The organism is Pararhizobium mangrovi (assembly GCF_006516965.1).
GTDB classification, from domain to species: domain Bacteria; phylum Pseudomonadota; class Alphaproteobacteria; order Rhizobiales; family Rhizobiaceae; genus Pararhizobium_B; species Pararhizobium_B mangrovi.
Map to the genome: position 1 here is coordinate 81,603 of NZ_VHLH01000019.1, position 18,760 is coordinate 100,362.

Consider the following 18,760-nt stretch of genomic DNA (forward strand, 5'->3'; position numbering starts at 1 on the left):
TGCGAGCCGACGGTAGCCATGCTCAAAACGCCCTATCTTCTCTTCCTCGGCGACGTGCCGGACCCGCTTGCCGCGAAGGTCGCGACGGGCATTCACGACTGGCGGCCAGAGCACTGCGTCGGCCAGTACCGGCTCGAAGGATGCAAGGCCGATCTCGGCCTCGACGACATGACGATCGCCGAGGCGAAGGAAGCCGGCGCGAAGACGCTCGTCGTCGGTGCTGCGAACCGTGGCGGCGTGATCTCGCAAAGTTGGCGGGCGGTCTTCATGGAAGCCGTCGAGGCCGGAATGGACGTCGCCGCCGGCCTGCACGACCATCTCGTCGACATCGCCGAACTGAAGCAGGCGGCCGACGAGGCGGGCACCGAACTCTTCGACGTGCGCGTGCCGCAGGTGAAGTATCCGATCGCCAACGGCAAGAAGCGCACCGGCAAACGCTGCCTTGCCGTGGGCACCGACTGCTCGGTCGGCAAGATGTACACGACGCTCGCCATCGACAAGGCGATGAAGGCGGCAGGCCGCAAGTCCTCCTTCCGTGCGACCGGCCAGACCGGCATTCTCATCACCGGCGAGGGCGTGCCGCTCGACGCGGTCGTCGCCGACTTCATGGCCGGTGCCGTCGAGTGGCTGACGCCCGACAACGACGCCGACCACTGGGATATCATCGAGGGCCAGGGCAGCCTCTTCCACGCCTCCTTTTCCGGCGTGACGATGGCGCTCGTCCATGGCGGGCAGCCGGACGCGCTCGTTCTGTGCCACGAGCCGACGCGAACGCATATGCGCGGCCTGCCGGACTACGAGCTTCCCTCGCTCGAGGCGCTGCGCGACATGGCGCTTTCGCTCGCACGCGTCGTCAACCCGGCTTGCGAGGTGACCGGCATCTCCATCAACACCGCCGGTCTCTCGCCCGAAGACGCCCGCACCTATCTGAAGGAAGTCGAGGAGCGCATGGGTCTCCCGACGGTCGACCCCTTCCGCGACGGCGGTGAGCGTCTCGCCGAGGGGCTGACGGGATGATCACGCTTTCGGTCGTCGCCGAGGAGTTCCGCCTGCGCGAGGCCTTCACCATCTCGCGCGGTTCGCGCACCGCCGCGACGGTGGTGCGCGCGACGCTGACCGACGAGAAGGCCGGCGTTTCCGGCCACGGCGAATGCGTGCCCTATGCGCGCTACGACGAAACGGTCGAGGGCGTCATCGCCGAGATCGAGGCGTGCCGCGAGGCGATCGGCGGCGGCATGGACCGCCATGCCCTGCAGGAACACCTGCCGGCCGGTGCCGCGCGCAACGCGCTCGACTGCGCCTTCTGGGACCTCGAAGCCAAGCGTGCCGGCAAGCCGGTGCACGAGCTCGCCGGCCTCGAGGCGCCGAAGCCGGTCGTCACCGCCTTCACGCTCTCGCTCGACGCGCCGGAAGCGATGCAGGCCGCGGCGGAGAAGAACGCCCATCGCCCGCTCCTCAAGGTCAAGCTCGGCGGCGAGGGCCGCATGGACCTCAACCGGTTGCGGGCCGTGCGCGGCGGTGCGCCGGACGCGCGGCTGATCATCGATGCCAACGAAGGCTGGTCGGCGACCGATTACGAACTCCTGGCGCCGGAATTCCTGGGTCTCGGCGTGACGATGGTCGAGCAGCCCCTGCCAGCCGGCAAGGACGAGGCGCTCGAAGGGATCGCGCGTCCGCTTCCCGTATGCGCCGACGAATCCTGCCACGACCGGGCGACGCTCGATGCGCTTTCCGGCCGCTACGACATGGTCAACATCAAGCTCGACAAGACGGGCGGGCTGACCGAGGCGCTGGCGCTCGAGCACGCGGCGCGCGCCGAAGGCTTCAAGATCATGGTCGGTTGCATGCTCGCCACCTCGCTCGCCATGGCGCCGGCGATCCTGCTTGCCCAAGGCGCGGAGATCGTCGATCTCGACGGGCCGCTGCTTCTTTCGCAGGATCGCGAGCCGGCGCTCGCCTTCGACGAAAACGGTATCCATCCCGCCGAGCCCGCCCTTTGGGGCTGAAGCGCGAAGCGACCAGACACAGGAACGCGTCATGAGCGAAGAACGCATCGTCTACGTCAACGGGAACTACGTGCCGGAGAGTGAAGCGACGGTCTCCGTCTTCGATCGCGGCTTCCTCTTTGCCGATGCGGTCTACGAGGTGACGGCCGTCGTCGGCGGAAAGCTCATCGATTTCGACGGTCATGTGACCCGGCTGAAGCGCTCCGTCGCCGAGCTTTCGATGCCCGCCGAAGTGGACGAGGCGAAGCTGCGCGGGATTCACGAGGAACTCGTCAGCCGCAACGACATCGACGAGGGCCTCGTCTACCTGCAACTGACCCGTGGCGCGGCCGACCGCGATTTCCTCTATCCGGACACGTCGACCACGCCGACGCTCGTGCTCTTCACGCAGAAGAAGGCGGTCGTCGAAAACCCCGCCGCCGAGCGCGGCATGGCGGTCGTCTCCCTGCCGGACCTGCGCTGGGACCGGCGCGACATCAAGACCGTCCAGTTGCTCTACCCGTCGATGGCGAAGATGGAAGCCAAGGCCCAAGGCGCGGACGACGCCTGGCTCGTCGAGGACGGCATGGTGACCGAGGCGACCTCGGCGAACGCCTACATCGTGACCGGGGACGGCACGATCGTCACCCGAGGCCTCTCGAACGCGATCCTGCACGGCATCACCCGCCGGGCGGTCCTCGCACTTGCCGAGGAAGCGGGCCTGAAGGTCGAGGAACGCGGTTTCACGATCGATGAGGCGAAGGCCGCGCGGGAAGCCTTCGTGACCTCGGCCTCCGCCTTCGTCATGCCGGTGGTCAGCATCGACGGCGCGAAGATCGGCGACGGGTCCGTCGGCCCTCTGGCCCGGCGATTGCGCGGCATCTACCTCGAAGCGCTCGCAGCCTGAAGTGGCCTTCGGACTACGGATTGCGTTCGCCAAACGTTACAAATTTGCAATGAGGAATGCCCTAGAACGAGCATGATCAGCGGGCTATCTTGGTCGTCGAAGGGGTCCTCGACACCAATCGAAAGGCCGACCATGTCCTGTTTCAAACGAATGATGACGACGACCGCCCTGGTCTCGGCACTCGCGGCCGTGCCGCTTGTCGCGACCAGCCTGCCCTCGCTTGCCCAGGCCGCTCCGACGGCTGAGGCGCCGCAGCAGCCGCCCGCGCCCGGTCAAACACCTACGCAGGGTCAGCCGCCGGCACCCGGCCAGCCCGAAGGCCAGGCGCCCGGACAGGCGCCGCCTCCCATGCCTCCGAAACCCGGCGAGGCAGGACCCGGGCAAGCCCGTATGTCGCAACCCGGAGAGCGCGAAACGGGCGAGCGCGGCATGATGCGACACGGTCCGCGCGAGCGTGGCCATGGACGTATGGGTCCCGACGCCCATGGGCGCATGGGCCCCGGTGCGCACAAGCGCGCGGATCCCGGTATGCGCGGCATGGGCGGAATGCACCGCCACGACATGCGCTCGGCCCATTTCCAGATGAAGCTCGCGGGCAAGCTTGCCGCCGTCGAGACGGCGATCGGCGTTCGTTCCGACCAGCTCGACGCCTGGCGTGCCTTCACCTCCGCGCTCGTCGATTTCGTCGGTCCGCCGGATTTCGGCGATATGGCCGGCGATACGGATAACGGTCCGGGTGGTCCCGGTCCGGACATGACAGACGGCTCGAATTCCGGCCCGATGGATGCCGGACCGCAGGGCGGGCCCGGTCAGGTCGATCCGAACGCGGGCAATCCGCAAGGTGACGCGACACCGCCGGCAGCACCCGGCCCTAAAGATCAGGCCGGTCCCGGTCCGCAGGAACAGGGATCGCAGGAAGCGCAGAACGGCGGGCCCGACAGCGGTTTCGGCCCACTCGACCGGATCGTCGAAAACAGCATCGAACGCGGGCAGGAAGCCCAGAAGCTGCGCGACGCGATGGACACGCTCCAGTCGACGCTCGATCCGGACCAACTCGCCGAAGCGCGCATGCTGATGGCCGCCGAAATGCAGCGCGCGCGCATGCATCACGGGCGCCATCACGGCTGGCACCACGACCGCGATTTCGGCGCCGGACCGGGCATGCGTGGTCACGGTCCACGTGAAGGCGGACCGGGCTGGAAGGGTGCGCACGGGCCGATGGGCGGTCCCGGACCCCAGGGCGGCCCCGCACAGATGCCGCCGCACGGTCCCGGAAAGCCGTAAATCGGTCTTTCCATTCGCTTGACGACGCGTCGCCGGCCTTCCGGCGGCGCGTCTTGCGTTTCGGAGCGGCGTTCGCCTCGCATCACGGTTGCAAAACGGCCGACCTTCATCCGCCTGTCACACAACGGGTCCATGGTCCGCCCGGCTCGCCGGAGCCGATAGAAACGTCCCGCCGAGGGAGGCGAGATCCGGCAGGAGACGCGCCGAACGCGCGTCGCACGCAACCGAACGCAAGGAGACACCCTTCATGAAACGCACGCTTGCGAGCCTCGCCGTCGGCGCGATGGCGGCCGTCATGGCGATGTCGGCAGCCCACGCCCAGTCCGACGCCCAGTCGCAGGACAAGCTGGCCAAAAGGATCACCGGCGCCGGCGCCTCCTTCCCCTATCCGGTCTATTCCAAGTGGGCGCAGACCTACCAGCAGAAGAAGGGCGTTCAGCTGAACTACCAGGCCATCGGCTCGGGCGGCGGCATCAAGCAGATCGAGGCGAACACGGTCGATTTCGGCGCGTCCGACAAGCCGCTGAAGCCCGCCGAGCTGAAACAGGCCGGCCTGATGCAGTTCCCGACGGTGATGGGCGGCATCGTGCCGATCATGAACGTCGAAGGCCTCGAGCCCGGCCAGCTCGTTCTCGACGGTCCGACGCTTGCCCAGATCTTCATGGGCAAGATCACCAAGTGGAACGACGACGCCATCAAGAAGCTCAACCCCGATGTCGACCTGCCGGACGCCGACATTTCCGTAGTCCATCGCTCCGACGGCTCGGGCACGACGTTCAACTTCACCTATTATCTCGCCGACGTTTCCGACGACTGGAAGAACAACATCGGCGTCGACGCGTCGGTCCAGTGGCCGGCGGGTACCGGCGGCAAGGGCAATCAGGGCGTGGCGAACTATGTCGGCCAGATCCAGAACTCGATCGGCTACGTCGAATACGCCTACGCATTGCAGAACAAGCTGACCTACGCCAAGATGAAGAACAAGGACGGCAACGTCGTCGCGCCTTCGCAGGAGACCTTCCAGGCTGCCGCCAAGGGTGCGGACTGGCAGAAAGCCGACGGCTTCTACCTCATCCTCGCCAACCAGACGGGTGCGAAGAGCTGGCCGATGACCGCGGCGACCTTCATCCTGCTTCATACGGACGTGCAGAAGCCGCAGGAGATCAAGACGGTGCTCGACTTCTTCAACTGGGCCTACGCGGACGGCGACCAGGCGGCCGAAAAACTCGACTACGTTCCCTTCCCGGACAGCGTCGTCAAGCTGATCAAGACCGAGTGGCACGACCAGTTGATGGCCGACGGCAAGCCGATCTGGCCCATGAACGGCAACAGCCAGTAAGACGATGGCGCTCGTCGACCGACAGCGCGTTGCAACGTCATCGGCCGCCGGGGATTCCCGGCGGTCGGTCCGTTTCTTCAACGGCAGCGCCTTCGAGCGGGCCTTTGCGGGCCTGTGCCTCGCAGCCGCTCTCTTCGTCCTCCTAATCCTCGGCGGCTTCTTCGTCTCGCTGACGATCGGCGCTTGGCCGGCGCTCGCAAAGTTCGGTCCGGCCTTCGTGTGGACGACGACCTGGAACCCCGTCACCGGCGTCTTCGGCGCGCTTCCGGCGATCGCCGGCACGCTCATCACCTCAGCGATCGCCATCGTCATCGCCGTGCCGCTCGCCTTTGCGATCGCCATCTTCATCACCCAGCTCGCCCCGGAATGGCTGCGCCAGCCGCTGGGCGTCGCGATCGAGCTTCTGGCCGCGATCCCGAGCATCATCTACGGCATGTGGGGGCTCTTCGTCTTCGCGCCGGTCTTCCGCACCTTCGTCCAGGCGCCGATCATCGCGCTTTTCGACAACGTGCCCGTGCTTTCGTCGATCTTCTCCGGCCCGGCGATCGGCATTGGCATGGCGACGGCCGGCGTCGTGCTCGCCATCATGATCCTGCCCTTCATCGCAGCCGTCATGCGCGACGTCATCGCCACGGTGCCCAAGCGCCTGAAGGAAAGCGGCTACGCCATCGGCGCGACGGACTGGGAGGTGGCGCGTGCCATCATCATTCCGAACTGCGCGGGCGGCCTCACCGGCGCCGTGTTCCTCGGCCTCGGCCGTGCGCTCGGCGAGACGATGGCCGTCACCTTCATCATCGGCAACGCCAACCGCATTACCGCCAACATCTTCGCGCCGAGCAACACGATCGCCTCGACCATCGCCAACGAATTCCAGGAAGCCTATACCGACATGCATTCCTCGGCGCTGATCGCGCTCGGCCTGCTGCTCTTCGTCATCACCTTCATCGTTCTCGCGCTCGCAAGACTCATGCTGAAGCGCATTTCGTCGTAGGAACCCCCGTGAACGCCGTCGTCCGCCGCCGTATCATCGCCGACCGCATCGCCCGCGGCCTCATCGTGTTCGCGACCGTCCTGGTCGTCGCGATCCTGGCGTGGATCCTCGCGATCCTCGTCTACAAGGGCTTTTCCGCCTTCAAGCCGACGCTGTTTACGGAAAACACGCCGCCACCCGGTGAAGCGGGCGGGCTCGCCAACGCCATCGTCGGCAGCCTGCTCCTCGTCGGCGTCGCCATGCTGGTCGCGACCCCGATCGGCATTCTCGCCGGCACCTACCTCAACGAATACGGCCGCGGATCGTGGCTTTCGTCCGTGGTGCGCTTCGTCAACGACGTGTTGCTCGCCAAGCCGTCGATCCTCGCCGGCCTCTTCATCTACGAAATCATCGTCGCACCGTCCGGCGGCTTTTCCGGGTGGGCCGGATCGGCCGCACTCGCCATCATCGCCATTCCGGTGGTCGTGCGAACGACGGAGGACATGCTCGACCTCGTGCCCTCCAGCATGCGCGAGGCGGCGCACGCGCTCGGCGCCAGTCGGGCGCGCGTCATCACCTCGGTCAGCTACCGTTCGGCACGCGTCGGCATCACGACGGGCATCATTCTCGCGCTCGCCCGCATCGCCGGCGAGACGGCGCCGCTGCTCTTCACCTCGCTCAACAACCAGTTCTTTTCCACAGACATGTCCGGCACGATCGCCAATCTGCCGGTCATGATCTTCCAGTTCGCCATGAGCCCCTACGACGACTGGCAGGCGCTCGCCTGGGCCGGCGCGCTCATCATCACGCTCGCCGTTCTGGCGCTTTCGATCCTTTCGCGGATCTTCCAGCGGACGGCCAAGTGACGAAACGCCAATCCACGACGGAGACCATTCCCATGGATACCGCCCTGAACGAACCGACGCACGAGGCCGCAGACGCCGTCGGCGAGCGGTCCCGCCGCGATATCGAGATCGCCATCCGCGGCCTCGATTTCCATTACAACCAGCATCACGCGCTGAAGGACATCGACCTCGACGTCCGACGCCACGAGACGACGGCGATCATCGGACCGTCGGGCTGCGGCAAGTCGACGCTTCTGCGCGTCCTCAATCGCATCTACGCGCTCTATCCCGGCCAGCGGGCGACCGGCGAGATCCGCTTCGACGGCAAGAACATCCTCGACGCCCGCACGGACGTCGCCGCATTGCGCGCCAAGGTCGGCATGGTCTTCCAGTCGCCGACGCCCTTTCCGATGTCCGTCTACGACAACATTGCCTACGGTATAAGGCTCTACGAGAAGCTGTCGCGCAGCGAGATGGACGGACGCGTGGAGACCGCCCTTCGCGGGGCGGCACTCTGGGAGGAGGTCAAGGACAAGCTGGCACAGAACGGCCAGGGTCTTTCCGGCGGGCAACAGCAGCGCCTGTGCATCGCCCGGGCGATCGCGCTTCGCCCGCAGGTCCTGCTTCTCGACGAACCGACCTCGGCGCTCGACCCGATCTCGACGGCGAAGATCGAGGACCTCCTCGACAATCTGCGCGACGAATACACGATCGTGATCGTGACCCACAACATGCAGCAGGCGGCCCGCGTCTCGCAGAAGACGGTCTTCATGTATCTCGGTGAGATCGTCGAGACGAACGCGACCGACGAGATGTTCGAGCGTCCGAAGGAACGGCGCACGCGCGATTACATCACCGGCAGGTTCGGCTGATCCGCACGTCGCGTCTACGCGCCCGTCCGGCGATGGGACAGGTCGTCGCCGGCAGGCCCGCGAACAAGAAGTCGCCAAACTCTCGCCTCTTTCTTTTTTGACACACGTCGCGAGCCCGGAAGACGGGTATTCGGGGGGCGAATGCGTGGGGCACCGTTTCGGTGCGCCGGTCGGCCCAACCGTCTGCGATGGTTTTCGCGAGCTCGACGAGGCGATATCTTGACGATTCGGTAACCCCGTTCTCGTAAAATTCGAAGCAAGCCTCGTTACACCGTCCGCCGTCGATCGGCCCGGGCGGTGCACGGCATGTCGAAAGGTAACCGGTAGGAACACGATGGCACCACGGAATTACATACTCACGCTCGCAGCCCTCCTGATGGGCACGGCTGCGGCCGCCGCCGCGCCGCAGACCCCAACGCGCATCAAGCAGTTCAACGCCTGGGGCGCTTATTCCTATCAGTCGGACAAGGGCAAGATCTGCTACGTGCTCTCCGTGCCGACCTCGGAAAAGCCGACCGACGTCAATCACGGCGACGTCTTCTTCCTGATCTCGCAGCGTCCCGGCCAGAACGTCACCTACGAGCCGCAGGCGATGATGGGCTACGAGCTCAAGGACGGTTCGAAGGTCGACACGAGCATCGACGGAGACAGCAACTTCACGCTGTTTACCAAGGGCAATTCCGCCTGGGTCGAGAATGCCGCGCGCGAGCCGGCCCTCGTCAAGGCGATGCGCGGCGGTTCGAACATGACGGTCGACGCCGTCTCCTCGCGCGGGACGAAGACGCAATACACCTACTCGCTCTCCGGCGTGTCGGCCGCTCTCGACCGCATCCAGGACTGCAAGTAGCAAGCGATCGGAACCGGACGAAGCGCACCGACCCTCACGCTTTGACTCCGGCACGCAACGATCCCACATGATGACGAAGGCGCGCTTTGGTGCTATGGCGCGCCTTTTCGTATTCATGGATTTCCACGGAGCCGGCGATGTCCGTATCGATCGACCTCAGCCCTCGGACGCGGGCGAAAGCGCCCGTGCCGCCGGCATCGGCCGACGAACGGCCCTCGCTGATCGGCATGACGCGCGACGAACTCGCCGTAGCGCTTGCCGATTGCGGCGTTGCGGAACGGCAGGTACGCATGCGCGTGCGCCAGCTCTGGCACTGGCTCTACGTGCGCGGCGTGGGCGAATTCGACGCCATGCGCAACGTATCGAAGGAACTGCGCGAGGCGCTTTCCGTCCGCTACACCATCGCCCGTCCCGAAATCGTCGACGAACAGGTCTCCAACGACGGCACGCGCAAGTGGCTCATGCGCTTTCCCGCGCGCGGTGCCGGGCGTCCGGTCGACGTCGAGACCGTCTACATTCCCGAAGAAGGACGCGGAACGCTGTGCGTTTCCAGCCAGGTCGGCTGTACGCTGACCTGCTCCTTCTGCCATACCGGCACGCAGCGCCTCGTGCGCAACCTGACGGCCGGCGAGATCCTTTCGCAGATCCTGCTCGCACGCGACCGGCTCGGCGACTTCCCCGACCGCGACACGCCGGACGGCGCCATCGTTCCGGCCGAGGGCCGGCGCGTCTCGAACGTCGTCATGATGGGCATGGGCGAGCCGCTCTACAATTTCGAGCACGTCAAGACTGCCTTGCTCATCGCCTCGGACGGCGACGGCCTCTCGCTATCGAAGCGCCGCATCACGCTGTCGACGTCCGGTGTCGTGCCGGAGATCTACCGCACCGGCGAGGAGATCGGCGTGATGCTCGCCATCTCGCTGCACGCCGTGCGCGACGAGCTTCGTGACGAACTCGTGCCGATCAACAAGAAGTATCCGCTCGAGCAACTCATGCAGGCCTGCCGGGACTATCCGGGCGTTTCGAACGCGCGCCGCATCACCTTCGAATACGTGATGCTGAAGGGCGTCAACGACAGTCCGGCCGATGCCCGCGCGCTGGTCAAGCTGCTGAAGGGCATTCCGGCGAAGATCAACCTCATCCCGTTCAATCCGTGGCCGGGCTCGGCCTACGAATGCTCGGACTGGGAGCAGATCGAAACCTTCGCCGACATCGTCAACCATGCAGGCTACGCCTCGCCGATCCGCACGCCGCGAGGACGCGACATCCTGGCCGCCTGCGGTCAGCTGAAGTCGCAGTCCGAGCGCATGCGCAAGAAGGATCGTGTCGCCGCCACCGGTTCTGCCGAAGCGGCGGCCACGGGCTGAACGCACCGGCGTGGGCAACTTCATCCTTCTGCTCTTCCGTCTCGTCGGCGTCGCGGTGGCCTTCGCCTTCGCCTGCCTCGTCGCAGCCCTCGTGCAGGTCGCGCTCTACGGTGCGATGGCGCCGGACCAGTTCGCGAGCCTTTCGCGGCACGGGATCGACTTTCGCCTGATCGTCGGCATCGCCGGGCTCGCAAGCGTCTTCGCGCACGCCGCCTTCGTTCCGGCGATGGCGCTGATCGTCATCGGCGAGATCGCGCGGCTGCGCGGGCTTTTCACCTATCTGCTCGGTGGCGTCCTGCTCGCGGCGATCGTACTGGCGCTCGGCGTGGAAAATCACGTCGGCCTCTCGCTCCTTCCCCGGGCGGTGGCAGCCGATCTCGTCTGCGGATTGGCGGCCGGCCTCGTCTACTGGGCTCTCGTCGGCCACCGTGCCGGCAGCTGGCTGCCGAGCCAGAAGGGGCGTCGCGACACCGCCATCGAAACGGACGAATGACACGGCTTGCCTCCTAGAGGCATCCGGCTACATTGCGCGCGATTTCGCAGAAGCGTTCGCGCCTTGCGCGCTCGAAAACGACAGGACCGAACATGGCCGACCTCAAAGACGTCAAGAAGGTCGTTCTCGCCTATTCCGGCGGGCTCGACACCTCGATCATCCTCAAATGGCTGCAGAGCGAACTTCGCGCCGAGGTCGTCACGTTCACCGCCGATCTCGGCCAGGGCGACGAGCTGGAGCCGGCCCGCAAGAAGGCCGAGATGATGGGGGCGAAGTCCGTCTACGTCGAGGACCTGCGCGAGGAGTTCATTCGCGATTTCGTCTTTCCCATGTTCCGGGCCAACGCGCTCTACGAGGGCGTCTACCTGCTCGGCACCTCGATCGCCCGGCCGCTCATCTCCAAGCGCCTCGTCGAGATCGCCGCGGAGGAAGGCGCCGATGCGATCGCCCACGGCGCGACGGGCAAAGGCAACGACCAGGTACGCTTCGAGCTTTCCGCCTACGCGCTGAACCCGGATATCCGCGTCATCGCGCCATGGCGCGACTGGACGCTGAAGTCGCGCACCGACCTGATCGAGTTCGCCGAAAAGCACCAGATCCCGATCCCGAAGGACAAGCGCGGCGAGGCGCCGTTCTCGGTCGACGCGAACATGCTCCACTCGTCGTCGGAAGGAAAGGTGCTCGAAGATCCGGCCGAGGAACCGCCGGAGGACGTCTATCAGCGCACGCTCTCGCCCGAGGCAGCCCCCGACGAGGCGACCATCGTCGAGATCGAATTCGAAAAGGGCGATCCGGTCGCGCTGAACGGCAAGTCGATGTCGCCGGCGACGCTCTTCCAGGCGCTGAACGACTACGGCCGCGACAACGGCATCGGCCGCATCGATCTCGTCGAAAACCGCTTCGTCGGCATGAAGTCGCGCGGCGTCTACGAGACGCCCGGCGGCACGATCCTGATCGCCGCGCACCGCGCGATCGAATCGATCACGCTCGACCGAGGTGCCGCCCACCTTAAGGACGAGCTGATGCCGCGCTATGCGGAACTGATCTATAACGGCTTCTGGTTCTCGCCGGAGCGCGAGATGCTGCAGGCGGCGATCGACCACTCGCAGGCCGACGTCGAGGGCCGGGTGCGGCTCAAGCTCTACAAGGGCAACGTCATCGTCATCGGGCGCGAATCGAAGAAGTCGCTCTATTCGGACGCCCTCGTCACCTTCGAGGACGACCGCGGCGCCTACGACCAGAAGGATGCCGCCGGCTTCATCCGCCTGAACGCCCTGCGCCTCAGGACGCTCGCCGCCCGCAAACGGGGCTGACGGGCGCGGTAGCCGCCTGAAGCCGTTCATTCCCGGTTGAAAGCGCCTACGATGTCGCTTCTGTGCGGCACTGCGGAGACCTGTCCAAGAGACATCGACACCCTCCCGACGTCATCCTCGGGTCGAGCCCGAGGATCCAACCCCGTCTCGATACGGGCGACGTGCCGGATCGAGCGTGAACAGCGCAATACTGCTGGCAACCGGCACCGTAATCGTATGGACAGGTGGTCAGATCGTCGGGTCGAGACCGAGGATGACGTCGGTACGTGAGACTAAAGCTTGAGGCTTTCGTCGGTCCAAACGCGGAAGCCGCCGAGGAAGGCGTTCTCGTTTTCGCCGGCCCGGCAGAGCGGCGGCATCGCCTTGAGCTTCTTGACGTTGCCGCCGCCGAGCACGATCTCATGCGGCTCCAGCGCCAGCGAAAGCCGCTCGACGACGCGCGCGACGGATTTACGCCACTTCTTCGTGCCGCGGAGCTTACGGCCGCGCTCGCCGACGAAGTCCTCGAAGGTCTTCCGGCGCTTGTAGGGAAGGTGCGCGAGTTCCATCGGCACGCAGACGTTTTCCACGATCATCGCCGATCCGAGCCCGGTTCCAAGCCCGAGGAAAAGCATGCGACCGCCCTGGTAGCTGCCGATCGCCTGCATCATGGCGTCGTTGACGACACGGGTCGGCTTGCCGAAGGCTTCCGAAAAGTCGAACCCCTTCCAACCGGGAGCGAGGTTGTGCGGCTCCAACGCCGGAGCGTTGTCCGCGACCGCGCCGGGATAGCCGACGGAAACGGCGTCGTATTCCCAATCGGCGGTGAGTTCGCGGATGGCGGCCACCATGCGTTCGGCCGACATGTGCTTGCCGGTCTCGATGCGCCGCTTCTCGCCGACGACAGTGCTCACCATCGCCTTAATGTGCGAGCCGCCGACGTCGATCGCGAGCACGACGGGGGTGCGACCCTCCTGCGCGGCGCCGGTGGTGGCCGCTCTGCGGCGTCCTCGCACCGGTCGTTCGCTCCGCTCGCCTTTCGCCCGCGTGCGGGACGCGGCGGCCTCGCGTGGCGCCCGCGTCTTCCGGCTGGACGGGGACGTGGCTGCCTTCGCGCCCCCGGTGCGGGCAGTTTCCGCCGGCTCGCTCTTTCGGCCAGCGCCCGACCTGCCGTTCGGCGCCGCTCTCGGCGACGCGGACTTGGGTGTCGCCGGCTTCGATTCGTCCTTCCTCGGCCTCCCGACCCTGCGCTTTGCGGCAGGCCGGGCATTGCCGGTGTCCGTACCGGATGGGGTATCGGCCATCATCACCTCCTGTTCTTCGGGCTCGGCTGCGGGTCGATCCACCCGCCACGCGGCGCGAAGCCCTCCATTGCCTTTTCAGGCCCCCACGAACCCGTCTCGTAAGGGTGAACGGGCACGGCGTCGTCGAGTACCAGGTCGACAATGCGCCAGGCCATTTCGGCGGCGTGCTGGTTGGTGAACAACTCGTCGTCGCCGTTCATCGCGTCGCCGATCAACCGCTCGTAGGGCTCCATGTTGTCGGTCGTGTCGTCGAGGGCGGAAAGCTCCACCTGCTCGCCGACCATCGTGTCGCCGGCCGCCTTGCGCCGTGAACCGATGCCGATCGAGACCTCCGGGCCGAGCCGGAAACGGAAATAGTTGCCCTCGCCGCGCGAGATGTCGTCGAAGACCGAGATCGGCGGCCGCCGCAGGCGTACGATCACCTCGGTCGCGGTGACCGGCAGGCACTTGCCGGCGCGGATGTAGAAGGGCACGCCCTGCCACCGCCAGGTATCGACGTTGAACCGGCAGGCGGCGAAGGTCTCCATCTTGGAGCCCTTGGCCACGCCCGGCTCGTCCAGATAACCCTTGAACTGGCCGCGCACCACGTCCTCCGGCGTCAGCGCGCGGATCGCCTTCAGGAGCTTCAGCTTCTCCTGGATGATCGCTTCCGGGGTATGGTCGGCCGGCGCTTCCATCGTCAGGAAGATGAGGACGTTCAGAAGATGGTTCTCGATCACGTCGCGGATCGCGCCGGCGGCATCGTAGAACGACCCGCGCCCGTCGATGCCGAAATCCTCCGCCATGGTGATCTGCACGCTTTCCACGCGATCGCGGTTCCAGAGCGGCTCGAGATAGGAATTGGCAAAACGGAAATAGAGGAGGTTCTGGATCGCCTCCTTGCCGACGAAGTGGTCGATCCGGAAGATCGCCTCCTCTTCGAAGACGACGTGCAGGATGCGGTTCAGCCATTGGGCCGATGCGAGATCGCGGCCGAAAGGTTTTTCGACCATCAGCCGGGCGCTCCCGACGGCATCGGCCTGGGCGAGCCCCTGCAGCACCGGCTCGAACATCGCCGGCGGAATGGCAAGGTAGTAGAGTGGGCGCGACGCCTCGCCGAGCGCCATGTTCAGCTTCTCGAAGGTCTTCTGGTCGCGATAGTCGCTGCTGACATAGGTCATCAGCCGCGCGAGCTTGTCGAAGGTCTTCCCGTCGCACGAACCGTGCGCCTTCTCGATGCCGTCGCGGGCGCGCTTGCGCAGCGCCTCGTCGTCCCAATCGTCGAGCGCGACGCCGATGATCGGCTCGTCGAGGCGGCCGGACTTCACCATGCGGTAGAGCGAGGGAAAGATCTTCTTGTGGGCGAGATCGCCGCTCGCGCCGAAAAGGACGAGCGCATCGGAACGCGGTGGGGTCATTTGCCTGCCTTCTCCGCCGAGCTCTTCTCGACATGACCGCCGAAGGCGTATCGCATCGCCGAAAGCAGGCGATCGGCGTATTCGGACTCGCCGCGCGAGGAAAAGCGCTGGAAGAGTGCGGAGGAAAGCACCGGCACCGGCACGCCCGTGTCGATCGCCGCCTTGACGGTCCACCGCCCTTCGCCCGAATCCGAAACGCGACCCTTGAAGCCTTCGAGTTCGGCATCGCCCTTCAGCGCTTCGGCCGTCAGGTCGAGAAGCCAGGAACCGATGACCGAGCCGTGGCGCCATACCTCGGCGACCTGCGAGACGTCGATGTCGAACTGGTAGTATTCGGGGTTGCCGAGCGGCGTGGTCTCGGCGTTCGCCTCGACGTCGCTCTTGCCGGCGTTGGCGGCCTTGAGCACGTTCATGCCCTCCGCATAGGCGGCCATCACGCCGTACTCGATGCCGTTATGGACCATCTTCACGAGATGCCCGGAGCCCGTCGGTCCGCAGTGGAGATAGCCGCGCTCGGCCGGCGTCGCGCCGTCGCCACCGGGGGCCAGCGTCTCGAAGGCCGGCGTGAGATGCTCGATCGCCTCGTCCGGACCGCCGATCATCAGGCAGTAGCCCCGATCGAGGCCCCAGACACCACCGCTGGTGCCGACATCGACGAAATGGATGCCCGTCGACTTGAGGCGGGTCACCATGTCGACGGCATCGCGGTAATAGGAGTTGCCGCCGTCGACGACGATGTCGCCGGCTTCCATGAAGCCCGAAAGCGTGGCGACGTTCTCGCCGACGATCGCCGCCGGCAGCATCAGCCAGGCCGTACGCGGCTTTTCGAGCTTGCCGGCGAACTCCTCCATGCTTTCCGCGCCGATCGCGCCCTCTTCCACGAGTGCCGCAACGCTGTCGGCGTCGATGTCGTAGACGACGCATTCATGGCCGTCGCGCATCAAACGGCGAACCATGTTGGCGCCCATTCGTCCAAGGCCGATCATTCCGATTTGCATGGCTTCATCCTCGATGTCGTTGGTCTTCGCCGAGCGCTTGCCCGTCGGCGGCGAAAATGGCTTCGGGCAAGGAACTCGCGAGCGACTTCAAGGTTTCGCATCGAGTGACGGTGCGGCGGTTCGTCCGGTCCGGCTAAGGACGTGCGAGACGTGCCGACCCGGCCGTGAAAGCGCGCAGCCGCCGGCTGGCACTTTTCCCGCGCTGCGAAACCATGTATGAGCGCCTGAATGCCGGCGATGCGAAACCGCACGCCGCCGCGCTTTTTCTCACGAGCTCCCGAAGAGACCCAACAACAATGGCCCTGCGCAACATCGCGATCATCGCCCATGTCGACCATGGGAAGACGACGCTCGTGGACCAGCTTCTCAAGCAGTCCGGCACCTTCCGCGAAAACCAGAAGGTGGCCGAGCGCGTGCTCGACTCCAACGATCTGGAAAAGGAGCGCGGCATCACCATCCTCGCCAAGGCCACCTCGGTGGTCTGGAAGGACACGCGCATCAACATCGTCGACACGCCCGGCCACGCCGATTTCGGCGGCGAGGTGGAACGTATCCTGTCGATGGTTGACGGCGCGATCGTGCTCGTCGACGCGGCCGAAGGGCCGATGCCGCAGACGAAGTTCGTCGTCGGCAAGGCGTTGAAGGTCGGGCTCCGTCCGATCGTCGCCATCAACAAGATCGACCGGCCGGACGCGCGCGCCGACGAGGTGCTGAACGAGGTGTTCGACCTCTTCGCCTCGCTCGACGCCACCGACGAGCAGCTCGACTTCCAGACGCTCTACGGTTCGGGCCGCGACGGCTGGATGAACGTGGAGCCGGAGGGACCGAAGGACGAGGGCCTCGCGCCGCTTCTCGACATGGTGCTCGAGCACGTGCCGGCGCCGCAGACGATCGACGGGCCCTTTCGCATGATCGGCACCATTCTCGAAGCCGACAATTTCCTCGGCCGCATCATCACCGGCCGTATCGAGTCCGGCACGCTGAAGGCCAACCAGTCGGTCAAGGTCCTCGGCCAGGACGGCCATCTGATCGAGAACGGGCGCGTCTCGAAGATCCTCGCCTTCCGCGGCATCGAGCGCCAAGCGGTCGACCAGGCCGAAGCCGGCGACATCGTCGCGATCGCCGGGCTGACGAAGGGCACCGTCGCCGACACCTTCTGCGACCCGTCCGTCAGCGAGGCGCTGACGGCCCAGCCGATCGATCCGCCGACGGTGACGATGACCTTTATCGTCAACGATTCGCCGCTCGCCGGCACGGAGGGAACGAAGCTCACCTCGCGCGTCATCCGCGACCGGCTTCTCAAGGAGGCCGAAGGCAACGTCGCACTGAAGATCGAGGAATCGCAGGAAAAGGACTCTTTCCACGTCTCGGGCCGCGGCGAGCTGCAGCTTGCCGTCCTCATCGAGACCATGCGCCGTGAAGGATTCGAGATCGCCGTCTCGCGTCCGCGCGTCGTCATGCTGAAGGACGAGACCGGCCAGCCGCTCGAACCCGTCGAGGAGATCACGATCGACGTCGACGAGGAGCATTCCGGCGCCGTCGTGCAGAAGATGTCGGAACGCAAGGCCGACATGATCGAGCTTCGCCCGTCCGGCGGCAATCGCGTGCGCCTCGTCTTCCACGCCCCGACGCGCGGCCTCATCGGCTACCAGTCCGAACTGTTGACCGATACGCGCGGCACGGCGGTGATGAACCGCCTCTTCCACGAATACCAGCCCTACAAGGGCGAGATCGGCGGACGCGTCAACGGCGTGATCCTCGCCAACGAGGCGGGCGAGGCGGTCGGCTACGCGCTCTTCAACCTAGAGGATCGCGGGCCGATGGTCATCGATCCCGGCGAGAAGGTCTACGAGGGCATGATCGTCGGCATCCACAACCGCGACAACGACCTCGAGGTGAACGTTCTCAAGGGCAAGAAGCTCACCAACATGCGCGCTTCCGGCAAGGACGAGGCGATCAAGCTCACCCCGCCGATCCGCATGACGCTGGAACGCGCGCTCGCCTGGATCCAGGACGACGAACTCGTCGAGGTCACGCCGAAGACGATCCGGCTACGCAAGCGCTACCTCGACCCGCACGAGCGCAAGCGCTTCGAGCGCGGGAAGCTCGCCAGTGCCGGCTGAGGAAACAGGGCGTACGCGCCGCGTCGGCGCGCGACACGCATGACGGCGGAAACGAACGATACCGCCGGAAACGCCGATCGTGCCGTCGCTGGCATCCTGCAATCCGCGGTCGGAGCCGGCTCGGGCAGCGAGTTGACGATCGCCGACATCGTGAAGTCGCTCGGCGATGCCTCGTTCGGACCGCTGCTTCTCGTGCCGGCACTGATCGCCGTGTCGCCGTTGAGCGGTATTCCCGGACTCTCGAGCGTTTGCGGCGTATGCATCGTGCTGATCGCGGCGCAATGGCTGATCGGACGCTCCCACATCTGGCTGCCGGGATGGCTCATGCGCCGGCATGTGGAGCGCGAACGCTTCGAAACGGCCGTGAACGCGCTCGAAAAGCCCGTCGGTTTCATCGATCGCGTCACGCGGCCGCGGCTTTCGGCCCTCATGCACAGGCCGCTTTCCTGGCTGAGCCCGCTGATCTGCCTCGCGGCAGGGCTCATCATGCCCTTCCTCGAACTGATCCCGTTCTCGGCCAGCATGATGGGTGCCGTCGTCACGCTGCTCGCGATCGCGAACGTGACGCGCGACGGGCTCTTCGCGATGCTCGGCTACGCTGCGGTGGTGTGCGCGGCGGGCGCCATAACCGCCATCACGCTTCTCATCTAGCTGTGAGCTTTCATTAGGTTGTCCATCCGGTCCGGACCGGGGATGCTGAGGTTGTGAGACTTCAGAGTCCAGGGAGGGACCGGATG

Annotated in this window: 17 protein-coding genes; 14 read left to right on the forward strand and 3 right to left on the reverse strand. The window is 65.9% G+C overall.

What is annotated here, in order from left to right:
* The first annotated feature begins 18 nt into the window (after positions 1 to 18).
* The 12 genes from dgcN (at position 19) to FJU11_RS11115 (ending at position 12,222) form a co-directional block, all read left to right on the forward strand.
* Positions 19 to 1,017, forward strand: coding sequence for an N-acetyltransferase DgcN (gene dgcN / locus FJU11_RS11055; protein WP_141167110.1), 999 nt, complete (start codon positions 19 to 21; stop codon positions 1,015 to 1,017).
* A complete protein-coding gene (gene dgcA / locus FJU11_RS11060; protein ID WP_141167111.1) occupies positions 1,014 to 2,006 on the forward strand; it encodes an N-acetyl-D-Glu racemase DgcA in 993 nt (330 codons plus the stop codon). The genes dgcN and dgcA overlap by 4 nt, the downstream gene beginning before the upstream one ends.
* A gap of 31 nt (positions 2,007 to 2,037) precedes the next feature.
* Positions 2,038 to 2,892 carry a D-amino-acid transaminase gene (locus FJU11_RS11065; RefSeq protein WP_141167112.1) on the forward strand — a complete coding sequence of 285 codons (855 nt, stop codon included), beginning with the start codon at positions 2,038 to 2,040 and terminating at the stop codon, positions 2,890 to 2,892.
* A 390-nt stretch (positions 2,893 to 3,282) separates the two neighbouring features.
* A complete protein-coding gene (locus FJU11_RS11070) occupies positions 3,283 to 4,176 on the forward strand; it encodes a hypothetical protein (RefSeq protein WP_141167113.1) in 894 nt (297 codons plus the stop codon).
* A 247-nt stretch (positions 4,177 to 4,423) separates the two neighbouring features.
* Positions 4,424 to 5,515: a phosphate ABC transporter substrate-binding protein PstS gene (gene pstS, locus FJU11_RS11080; protein ID WP_210242879.1), complete on the forward strand. Its 1,092-nt coding sequence runs from the start codon at positions 4,424 to 4,426 to the stop codon at positions 5,513 to 5,515.
* Positions 5,516 to 5,519: 4 nt separating this feature from the next.
* Positions 5,520 to 6,506, forward strand: a complete 987-nt coding sequence (gene pstC, locus FJU11_RS11085; RefSeq protein WP_141167115.1) for a phosphate ABC transporter permease subunit PstC — start codon at positions 5,520 to 5,522, stop codon at positions 6,504 to 6,506.
* An 8-nt stretch (positions 6,507 to 6,514) separates the two neighbouring features.
* The gene (pstA, locus tag FJU11_RS11090; protein ID WP_141167116.1) at positions 6,515 to 7,351 is read left to right on the forward strand and encodes a phosphate ABC transporter permease PstA; all 837 of its coding nucleotides are present in this window, start codon (positions 6,515 to 6,517) and stop codon (positions 7,349 to 7,351) included.
* A 32-nt stretch (positions 7,352 to 7,383) separates the two neighbouring features.
* The gene (pstB, locus tag FJU11_RS11095; protein WP_141167117.1) at positions 7,384 to 8,202 is read left to right on the forward strand and encodes a phosphate ABC transporter ATP-binding protein PstB; all 819 of its coding nucleotides are present in this window, start codon (positions 7,384 to 7,386) and stop codon (positions 8,200 to 8,202) included.
* A 334-nt stretch (positions 8,203 to 8,536) separates the two neighbouring features.
* A complete protein-coding gene (locus tag FJU11_RS11100; RefSeq protein ID WP_141167118.1) occupies positions 8,537 to 9,049 on the forward strand; it encodes an invasion associated locus B family protein in 513 nt (170 codons plus the stop codon).
* 137 nt (positions 9,050 to 9,186) lie between these two features.
* On the forward strand, positions 9,187 to 10,416 hold the full coding sequence (gene rlmN, locus FJU11_RS11105; protein WP_141167119.1) for a 23S rRNA (adenine(2503)-C(2))-methyltransferase RlmN: 1,230 nt from the start codon (positions 9,187 to 9,189) through the stop codon (positions 10,414 to 10,416).
* Between the two features lie 10 nt (positions 10,417 to 10,426).
* Positions 10,427 to 10,909, forward strand: coding sequence for a hypothetical protein (locus FJU11_RS11110; protein ID WP_141167120.1), 483 nt, complete (start codon positions 10,427 to 10,429; stop codon positions 10,907 to 10,909).
* 92 nt (positions 10,910 to 11,001) lie between these two features.
* A complete protein-coding gene (locus FJU11_RS11115; RefSeq protein ID WP_141167121.1) occupies positions 11,002 to 12,222 on the forward strand; it encodes an argininosuccinate synthase in 1,221 nt (406 codons plus the stop codon).
* Between the two features lie 272 nt (positions 12,223 to 12,494).
* Here the strand turns inward: FJU11_RS11115 and FJU11_RS18610 are convergent, their stop codons facing one another.
* The 3 genes from FJU11_RS18610 to gnd all read right to left on the reverse strand — a co-directional run bounded on the left by FJU11_RS18610 (position 12,495) and on the right by gnd (position 15,900).
* Positions 12,495 to 13,217 (reverse strand): ROK family protein, encoded by a 723-nt coding sequence (locus tag FJU11_RS18610; RefSeq protein WP_268935205.1) that lies wholly within the window; start codon positions 13,215 to 13,217, stop codon positions 12,495 to 12,497.
* A 290-nt stretch (positions 13,218 to 13,507) separates the two neighbouring features.
* Entirely contained in the window at positions 13,508 to 14,902 is a 1,395-nt protein-coding gene (gene zwf / locus FJU11_RS11125) for a glucose-6-phosphate dehydrogenase (protein ID WP_141167123.1), read from the reverse strand.
* Entirely contained in the window at positions 14,899 to 15,900 is a 1,002-nt protein-coding gene (gnd, locus tag FJU11_RS11130; protein ID WP_141167124.1) for a phosphogluconate dehydrogenase (NAD(+)-dependent, decarboxylating), read from the reverse strand. Before gnd ends, zwf begins: the two co-directional genes overlap by 4 nt.
* A 296-nt stretch (positions 15,901 to 16,196) precedes the next feature.
* Between gnd and typA the strand changes: the two genes are divergently transcribed.
* Together typA and FJU11_RS11140 are read left to right on the forward strand one after the other, a co-directional pair.
* A complete protein-coding gene (gene typA, locus FJU11_RS11135) occupies positions 16,197 to 18,023 on the forward strand; it encodes a translational GTPase TypA (protein ID WP_141167125.1) in 1,827 nt (608 codons plus the stop codon).
* 39 nt (positions 18,024 to 18,062) lie between these two features.
* Positions 18,063 to 18,674, forward strand: coding sequence for an exopolysaccharide biosynthesis protein (locus FJU11_RS11140; RefSeq protein ID WP_141167126.1), 612 nt, complete (start codon positions 18,063 to 18,065; stop codon positions 18,672 to 18,674).
* Positions 18,675 to 18,760 lie beyond the last annotated feature (86 nt).